Source organism: Pedobacter sp., assembly GCF_040513095.1.
Taxonomy (GTDB): Bacteria; Bacteroidota; Bacteroidia; order Sphingobacteriales; family Sphingobacteriaceae; genus Pedobacter.
In genome coordinates, this window is record NZ_JBEVDX010000096.1 from 1 (window position 1) to 8,100 (window position 8,100).

At 42.2% G+C, this 8,100-nt stretch carries 11 protein-coding genes, 1 tRNA gene and 1 pseudogene; 7 read left to right on the forward strand and 6 right to left on the reverse strand.

What is annotated here, in order from left to right; translation table 11 throughout:
- The first annotated feature begins 26 nt into the window (after positions 1–26).
- From rpsF to rplI, 3 genes are read left to right on the forward strand one after another with little or no spacing between them, the layout of a single operon-like run.
- Positions 27–389 (forward strand): 30S ribosomal protein S6, encoded by a 363-nt coding sequence (rpsF, locus tag ABWY16_RS11635; protein ID WP_037444035.1) that lies wholly within the window; start codon positions 27–29, stop codon positions 387–389.
- On the forward strand, positions 389–652 hold the full coding sequence (rpsR, locus tag ABWY16_RS11640) for a 30S ribosomal protein S18 (RefSeq protein ID WP_008244392.1): 264 nt from the start codon (positions 389–391) through the stop codon (positions 650–652). Before rpsF ends, rpsR begins: the two co-directional genes overlap by 1 nt.
- A gap of 10 nt (positions 653–662) precedes the next feature.
- The gene (gene rplI, locus ABWY16_RS11645; RefSeq protein WP_353904815.1) at positions 663–1,106 is read left to right on the forward strand and encodes a 50S ribosomal protein L9; all 444 of its coding nucleotides are present in this window, start codon (positions 663–665) and stop codon (positions 1,104–1,106) included.
- 71 nt (positions 1,107–1,177) lie between these two features.
- Here the strand turns inward: rplI and ABWY16_RS11650 are convergent, their stop codons facing one another.
- The gene (locus ABWY16_RS11650; protein ID WP_353904816.1) at positions 1,178–1,471 is read right to left on the reverse strand and encodes a PH domain-containing protein; all 294 of its coding nucleotides are present in this window, start codon (positions 1,469–1,471) and stop codon (positions 1,178–1,180) included.
- A gap of 37 nt (positions 1,472–1,508) precedes the next feature.
- On the reverse strand, positions 1,509–2,606 hold the full coding sequence (gene tal / locus ABWY16_RS11655; protein ID WP_353904817.1) for a transaldolase: 1,098 nt from the start codon (positions 2,604–2,606) through the stop codon (positions 1,509–1,511).
- A 104-nt stretch (positions 2,607–2,710) separates the two neighbouring features.
- Between tal and mtgA the strand changes: the two genes are divergently transcribed.
- Positions 2,711–3,436: a monofunctional biosynthetic peptidoglycan transglycosylase gene (gene mtgA, locus ABWY16_RS11660; protein WP_353904818.1), complete on the forward strand. Its 726-nt coding sequence runs from the start codon at positions 2,711–2,713 to the stop codon at positions 3,434–3,436.
- A 17-nt stretch (positions 3,437–3,453) separates the two neighbouring features.
- Here the strand turns inward: mtgA and ABWY16_RS11665 are convergent, their stop codons facing one another.
- Positions 3,454–3,933: an ABC transporter ATPase gene (locus tag ABWY16_RS11665; protein WP_353904819.1), complete on the reverse strand. Its 480-nt coding sequence runs from the start codon at positions 3,931–3,933 to the stop codon at positions 3,454–3,456.
- A gap of 51 nt (positions 3,934–3,984) precedes the next feature.
- Between ABWY16_RS11665 and ABWY16_RS11670 the strand changes: the two genes are divergently transcribed.
- Complete coding sequence (locus ABWY16_RS11670; RefSeq protein WP_353904820.1) at positions 3,985–4,461, forward strand: hypothetical protein; 477 nt, start codon at positions 3,985–3,987, stop codon at positions 4,459–4,461.
- Here ABWY16_RS11670 and ABWY16_RS11675 read toward each other — a convergent pair.
- The 3 genes from ABWY16_RS11675 to ABWY16_RS11685 are packed head-to-tail and all read right to left on the reverse strand — an operon-like array spanning position 4,385 to position 7,330.
- A complete protein-coding gene (locus ABWY16_RS11675) occupies positions 4,385–5,224 on the reverse strand; it encodes an MBL fold metallo-hydrolase (RefSeq protein ID WP_353904821.1) in 840 nt (279 codons plus the stop codon). The genes ABWY16_RS11670 and ABWY16_RS11675 overlap by 77 nt on opposite strands.
- Complete coding sequence (locus ABWY16_RS11680; RefSeq protein ID WP_353904822.1) at positions 5,214–6,014, reverse strand: (Fe-S)-binding protein; 801 nt, start codon at positions 6,012–6,014, stop codon at positions 5,214–5,216. The genes ABWY16_RS11675 and ABWY16_RS11680 overlap by 11 nt, the downstream gene beginning before the upstream one ends.
- 20 nt (positions 6,015–6,034) lie before the next feature.
- Positions 6,035–7,330, reverse strand: coding sequence for a 4Fe-4S dicluster domain-containing protein (locus ABWY16_RS11685; RefSeq protein ID WP_353904823.1), 1,296 nt, complete (start codon positions 7,328–7,330; stop codon positions 6,035–6,037).
- A 213-nt stretch (positions 7,331–7,543) separates the two neighbouring features.
- Here ABWY16_RS11685 and ABWY16_RS11690 point away from each other — a divergent pair.
- Positions 7,544–7,616 (forward strand) — tRNA-Phe (locus ABWY16_RS11690).
- A 206-nt stretch (positions 7,617–7,822) separates the two neighbouring features.
- A pseudogene (locus tag ABWY16_RS11695) lies at positions 7,823–8,100 on the forward strand (hypothetical protein); the annotation flags it as partial.

The following is an 8,100-nucleotide window of genomic DNA, read 5'->3' on the forward strand; positions in this document are numbered from 1 at the left end:
GGAATTAACATAAAATAATCATAACAATGAATCAGTACGAAACTGTTATCGTTCTAACCCCGTTGTTGTCAGAAGAAGTTGCGAAAGAAGCATTAGCGAAATTCAGCAAAATCATCACTGACAGCGGAGCCGAAATTGTTCAAGAGGACAATTGGGGTTTGAGAAAATTAGCGTATCCGATTGAAAAAAAAGCAAGCGGATTTTTCCACCTTACAGAGTACAAATCTTCAGGTGAATTAATTAACAAATTGGAATTAGAACTAAAACGCGATGAGCGTGTTCTTCGTTTCCTTACCATTAGATTAGACCGTCACGCGGTTGCTTATAATGAGAAGAAACGCAGTGGTGCTTTTAACAAAAAACCTAAGAAAGAGGAGGCTGCAGCATAATGGCTAAGGATCAAATACAATATGTTACCGCTCCAAAAGTGGACGATAACAGAAAAAAATATTGCCGTTTCAAAAAAAATGGTATTAAATATATTGATTACAAAGACGCAAACTTTTTGTTAAAATTCATCAATGACCAGGGTAAAATTTTACCACGCCGTTTAACCGGTACTTCATTGAAATTTCAACGTAAAGTGGCTCAGGCTGTAAAACGCTCCCGCCACATTGGTTTGTTACCTTTCGTTGCTGACCAATTAAAATAGGATCTGAGACATGGAAATTATATTAAAACAGGACATCAAATCTCTTGGAGAGAAAGATGATATTGTGAACGTAAAGCCAGGTTACGGTCGTAACTACTTAATCCCACAAGGATTTGGTGCTTTAGCTACTACATCTGCTAAAAAAGTATTAGCAGAAAACTTAAAGCAAGCAGCGTTTAAACAAGATAAAATTAAGAAAGATGCTGAAGGTATCGCAGCACGTTTAACTGATGTTAAACTGAGCATTGGTGCTAAAGCTGGTGAGACAGGCAAAATCTTTGGTGCAGTAAACACTATCATGATTGCTGATGCATTGAAACAACAAGGTTTTGATGTTGACCGTCGCCGTATCACTTTCGAAACTGAACCTAAATTTGTTGGTGAATATGTAGCCAACTTAAACTTACACAAAGAAGTGAAAGTTAAAGTTCCTTTCGAAGTTGTAGCTGAGTAATCTTATCTTAAACGATATAAAAAAAGCGTTCCATTCGGAACGCTTTTTTTATGCTTTAGCTTTCAGGAAGATTATACTCTTCTTCTTTTGGACCTGTTTTCATCAATGATCTTTCTGATCTCTTTGATATCACTCTTGGAGAAACCATGGACCTCTACTTTGGTACCGGTAGTAAACAGGCGCAGTGTTGCAAATCCAATCATCGGAGAGTCTACTTCAATCGAAGTAATGTCCTCATAATTCAGGTATTTGGAATCACCGCTGAACAGTCCCGGAACTTTAATCTCGATGCTGTTTTCTTCTAAATGGATTTCTGCCGGAAAAACCTTGTTTCCTTCTGAAAGTCTTGATGCTGTAAACTTCATTTTTCTAATCTGATATAACCTGAAACAAATCTAGTTATTAAGCAGAATGTTTTTGCTGTTCTATCGCATTTAATAATTTCTCATAAGGTGCATTGAATTTTTCAATTCCCTCATCTTCCAGTTGCTGAGTAAGCTGATCCAGATCGATCTCCGCATGGCGTAATTGTGCTAGAACCGATGATGCACCTTCAAGGTCAATTTCCAGTCTGCTCTCAGGATCACCATGGTCACGGTAAGCTTCCAATGTTTCCATAGGGATCGTATCTACGGTATCCGGGCCAATCAGTGCCTCCACGTATTTGGTGTCTTTAAATGCAGGGTTTTTGCTGCTGGTACTTGCCCAAAGCAAACGCTGCGGTCTTGCGCCTTTGGCACCCAGTTTTTCCCATCTCTCGCCGGTGAACAATTCCTTGTAGATTTCATAGGCCTTCTTTGCTGAAGCAATCGCCACTTCACCTTTCAGTTCTCCCAGATGTTTTTCATCCAGGATAGGGTCAATCAGCACATCGATACGGCTTAAGAAGAAACTCGCTACGGAAGAAATCTCATTGATACTCTGTCCACTTGCTGCGCGTTCTTCCAAACCTTCTATATAAGCTTCTGCTACTTTTCTGTAGCGTTCAAGTCCAAATAACAAAGTTACATTGATGTTCAGTCCTTCAGAGATGGTCTTTTTGATCGCCGCCAGTCCCGGTTGCGTACCAGGGATTTTGATCATTACATTCTTGCGGTCTACTGCTTTCCACAATTCCAGCGCCTGTTTGATAGTACCTTCGGTATCCAGTGCCAGCAGGGGTGAAACCTCCAGGCTTACATATCCGTCTGCGCCTTTCACTTCTTCATTGTAAACCGGCAGTAAAATATCAGCTGCCTGCTGGATATCCTTTACGGCAAGACGGTAAAAGATATCGTCATTACTCAGGTTTTCTTTTGAAAATTCGGCGATGTCTGCATCATAATCGGAACTGCTGCTGATCGCTTTCTCAAAGATCGCAGGATTTGACGTTAGTCCCCTTACACCATCTTCATCAATCAGTTGTTTCAGTTTGCCGGATTTAATAATATCACGGTCAATAAAGTCGAGCCAGATACTCTGACCAAAATCGTGTATTTTCTTTACTTTATTCGTTTCCATATGAACTCATTTCTGGATGTAACACCTCAGCATCCCGAATGTTTATATTGCTTTAAATATATGCACTGGCATGACAAATGTCGGCTTTTTACTACCTTTGGCCGATGGCAAAAAAGCGTACCGCTAAAAGTAAAACAGGCAAGTTTAATATCCAGAAAATAAAGTTAATGATAGGCAAGGTGCTCCTGTACTTTATCCTTGCAACGGTGCTCTGGGTGCTGGCCTACAGGTTTATCAATCCCCCCTTCACTTTGCTGATGGTCATGAAAAACATTGAACGGAAATCTGATGGCAAATCTTTTAAAACAGATAAGCACTGGGTAGATCTGAAAGACATGTCAGACAACATGAAGCGCGCTGCCATTGCAGGGGAAGACCAGAAATTTATCCACCACATCGGTTTTGATATGGCCGGTATCAGGGCTGCATACAATGCCAATCAGGCAGATTCTACCAAGATGAAAGGAGGGAGCACAATCTCGCAGCAAACAGCCAAGAATGTTTTCCTCTGGCCCGGAAGGTCATGGATCCGCAAGGGCTTCGAAGCTTATTTTACAATACTGATCGAGATCTTCTGGAGTAAACAGCGCATCCTGGAGATATACCTCAATGTCATAGAGATGGGTGACGGTATTTATGGAGCCGAAGCGGCCTCCCAAACTTACTACGGCGTATCCTGCAGGAATCTGAAACGTTCACAGGCAGCCATGATAGCCGCCTGTTTTCCCAATCCGATACGATGGACACCGGAACATCCCACCAGATTTATCCGGCGCAGGCATTACCTGATCATGAGAAGTATCCGGAGAATGGGGCCGCTGAAATTTTAGTGGCGCTGATGTGATGATTAAAGCAGGTCTGCAAAAACCTTATTATGCCAGCTGTATTTAAACGGAACCTCCCATTTGGTCTCAAAATCAGCCAGTGTCTGAACCATATTGTTGAAAACTATAGTTTCTGGTGTGACCTTTTTGATGCTGATGAGGGTCTCGAAATCCTCTTTATTTACGACCACAACCTTGTCGCCAACTTTATAGGCCATGTTAAAACGATTAAACAGGTCAATACTGTATTCCTGTTCAAAACCTTTGATAATTCTTACAGAAGCATCGATAGAGCAGCCTGAGGCACCTGCAGTAGCCTCATCGACGATAAAAACGATGAAATAATTATACAGGATCTCTGCTTTTGCCTGTAACTGATGGCCATGGGCTTTCCATTGCGAAGTGAAATCATTCAACTGTCCGCGAATGGCTGTCATTTCGGTTTCGGTGAACTCACGGTCACCCTGATAAATCCAAACTTTAGATTGTGGAGAAAAACTCATACTACAAATTTAACATTTTATTTAAATTCATATCCTGAAATACCCAGCCTGATGAAAAAGTTTACATTCTCCTTGAAAATATGCGCACAATTTGTGTTTTGCCTTATTTTGCTTTCTTTTTCGGCCTCCGGACCCACGGAAGAAGAGGCTGGCTATATGCAGCAGAAATTAACCGAACATTATAATGCTGAATCCGGGCCAAAAAATATCAAAAAATTTGAATTGCATGTGACGGATAAGGGATTTTGCCGTTATAAAAGATTTTTTAACAATGGAAAGGTAGAATATTTTTCCTGCAACCTGATGAAATTCAAGGAACTGGATTACCTGGGAAACACACAATCAGGTACTTTATTTGTAAGGACCAAAGGAGATGATGTGATTGTGCAGACTTACAATGACAGCAGGGGAGGGGATATAGACAGTATGGCTACTTTCATAGCCATACCACTTAAAAATCTTGAAGCTGAAGACTTGATTGACCTGTCGGATAAGTTCCGGCAGATGAGCCTGAAGCTGCACCAATAGTAAATACCGGTGTTTCCATATGACGGGTAGCAACTACGATCACCGTACCGTCGGCATGCTGGTTAAACAGGTGCTCCACCAGTTCCGGATCGTTATTGTCTTTTGACAGATGTGCAAGCAGTAAATGACTGAGTTTCGAAGGCCGGAAATTGGTGAACAATTCCAGAGCCTGCGTATTGCTCAGGTGTCCCTGTCCGCCACTGATCCTTCTTTTCAGGTAATAGGGATATTTGCCGTTTTGTAAAAGTTCTTCGTCGTAATTGGCCTCCAGAAAAGCGGCGTCACATTGTTTAAAGTGCAGGCTCAGCTGATCGCAGACAACCCCCAGATCAGTAAATACCCCAACTTTAATGTCACCACAGGAAACCATAAAGCTATGTGGCTCTGCAGCATCATGGACTTTTGGGAAACAGGCGATTTTCAATGAGCCGATCTCAACGGTTTGATGACTGGAAAATGTACGGGTAAGCTCTTCCGGCAGATTCAGCCGGCAGTTGTTCAGCGTGCCTTGTGTGATGTAAACAGGAATGCCGAATTTCCTGGACAGTACTGTCAGACCGCGGATATGATCACCGTGTTCATGGGAAATAAAAATGGCTTTCACTTTTTTCATCGACAAACCCAGTCTCAGCATTCTTTTTTCGGTCTCCTTGCAGGAAATACCTGCGTCTACCAAAATAGCTTCTTTGGAGTTACCTACATAATAGCAATTGCCATTACTGCCGGAATTCAGTGAAGTAATATATAGCGGGTTACAATCCATTTGCTCTTGCTGTAATTTCTGCAATATCTAAAACCTGTACGTTTTCTGTCTGGTCTTTCATTTTTACACCGTCACTCAGCATCGTCATGCAGAAGGGGCAACCTGCTGCAATGATATTCGGGCTGGTTTCCAGGGCTTCCTCAATTCTTTCGATGTTAATGTCCTTGTTACCTCTTTCCGGTTCCTTAAACATCTGTGCACCGCCGGCACCACAGCAAAGACCGTTAGACTTACAGCGTTTCATCTCTACCAGCTGGGCATCCAGCACTTCCAAAGCCGCCCTTGGAGCTTCGTATATGCCGTTACCGCGACCTAAATAACAGGGGTCATGGTAAGTGATCTTTTTGCCTTTAAAACTTTCTCCGCCTTCAGCTTTCAGTTTACCCTCATTGATCAGGTCCTGGATGAGCTGGGTATGGTGGATCACTTCGTATGTTCCTCCCAGTCCCGGGTATTCGTTCTTTATCGTGTTAAAGCAGTGCGGGCATCCGGTAACAATCTTTTTGATGTTGTAACCATTCAGGACCTCTATGTTGGTCATGGCCTGCATCTGGAACAGGAATTCATTTCCTGCGCGTTTTGCAGGATCGCCGGTGCAGCTTTCTTCTGTACCAAGCACTGCATATTTGATGCCCACATGGTGAAGGATCTTGCAGATATCGCGTGTGGTTTTTTGTGCACGTTCGTCATAACTACCGGCACAACCTACCCAGAATAAGATCTCAGGTTCTTCGCTCCTGGCAATCATTTCTGCCATAGTAGGTACTTCAATATTTAGTTTCTCGCTCATTATGCAGCTTGATTTCTTAATTAGCTTTCTTTGGCCCAGTTCAACCTGTCAGCCGGTGAATACTTCCATGGCGCACCATTGTTTTCAATATTGCCCAGCATGCTGCTGATACTTGAGGGTGCCTGTGATTCTTCCATAACGGCATACCTTCTCAGGTCTGTAATAATAGCAAGTGGATCAATGTTGATCGGGCAGGCTTCTACGCAGGCATTACAGCTCGTACAGGCCCATAACTCTTCCCGGGTGATATAATCATCGATCAGTGATTTGCCGTCTTCAAAAGCAGCGGTGCCTTTATCCAGTGCTTTCCCGACTTCCTCCATACGATCACGTGTATCCATCATGATTTTGCGGGGAGAAAGCAGTTTTCCTGTAATATTTGCCGGGCATACCGAAGTACAGCGTCCGCATTCGGTACAAGTATAGGCATTCATCAGGTTTACCCATGTCAGATCATTTACATCTTTTGCACCAAATCTTCCGGGGTCCCCTTCAGGCGGTGTAAACGAAGGATCAAGCATCGCCTTTACTTCATTGGTTACGCTCTGCATGTTTGTAAACTCGCCTTTTGGCTCCAGATTGGAAAAATAGGTATTCGGAAAGGCAAACACGATATGGAAGTGTTTGGAGTAGGGCAGATAATTGAGGAAGGCCAGAATGCCGATAATGTGGAACCACCAGCAGCCTCTTTCAATGGCAATCAGCCCAGCTTCATTAGCAGGTAAAAGATTTTGCAGTAAATGGCTCACAGGAAAAGACCCTGCACTGATGTAGTGATGCGAACCCAGAGCCTGTAGTTTTGCATCTGCAGCATTCATAAAAAGGAAAGCTGTCATCAGCAGGATTTCTGTGATCAGGATATAGCTGGCATCAGATTTTGGCCAGCCGACGAGTTCCCGCGCCATAAATCTTTTTAATTTTAAAATATTTCTTCTGATCAGGAAGATTACACAGGAAATCCACACACCCAGGGCAAGCAGTTCAAAGCCTCCGATCAGAAAATTGTAGACGCTGCCGAGGCCGCCGAAGATGCGGTGTGTACCAAATATGCCGTCGATCATGATTTCCAGTACCTCAATATTGATGATTACGAAGCCAATATAAACGATAAAATGCAGCGCAGCAGGGATCGGACGGACTACCATTTTGGTTTGCCCGAAAGCAACTTTCAGCATGGTTATCAGTCTTTTACCCGGTTGATCGGAACGGTCTGCCGGCCGTCCAAGCCTGATATTGCGGATCACCTTTTTCAGGTTAAAGCTGAAAAATGCGATTGACGCTATCGTGAGGGCTATAAATAGAATTTGTGAAATCATTATCTGGATATCTTTTACAGTAACGCTAAGTTAAAATAAATAGCATAAACAAATTACTATGCTTGCATAATTATTCAAAATTTAGAGTCGTTTCAAATAAATAATCAGCCTTTTTAAAATTATTTTAAAAAAAGTTTTGGAATACAAAAAAAGAAACTACATTTGCACTCCCAACCGAGGGGAACATGATCGAAATCATGTTAAATAAAAGATGGTGCGGTAGCTCAGTCGGTAGAGCAAAGGATTGAAAATCCTTGTGTCGCCGGTTCGATCCCGGCCCACACCACCTCTACTGAAAGCCTGTTTTCATATCGAAAACAGGCTTTTTTGGTTTCTGGAGTGTCTTTTTTCTGTCACTTTTAATCGAATAGGTTTTTAAATATTGTAAAGTCTTACAGGGTTTTTTGTTGAACTGATCGTATTTGTTTGAAAATTGTTTGAAAGTTTTTTTGGGCAATTTCATATGAAAATTACGATCGCTAACTTTATAATATGGCGACTATTTCGGAAGTAATCAGACACTCCCAAAAGAAGAAATCTGACGGTACATGGAATGTACAGATCAGAGTAACAGTCAATAGGAAATCTTCCTACATCGTTACGCCCCATTGGGTGGGAGCTAAGCAAATCAGAAAACAGGGTAAAACGTACGTCTTAAAAGATCCTTTTATTATTAACCTTATCTCTCCCGAACTTGCCAGGTACAGGGAAATGATCAGAGCTTTAGGATCGCGGATCAGTATTTATAATGAAAAAACTTTAGCCGTGTA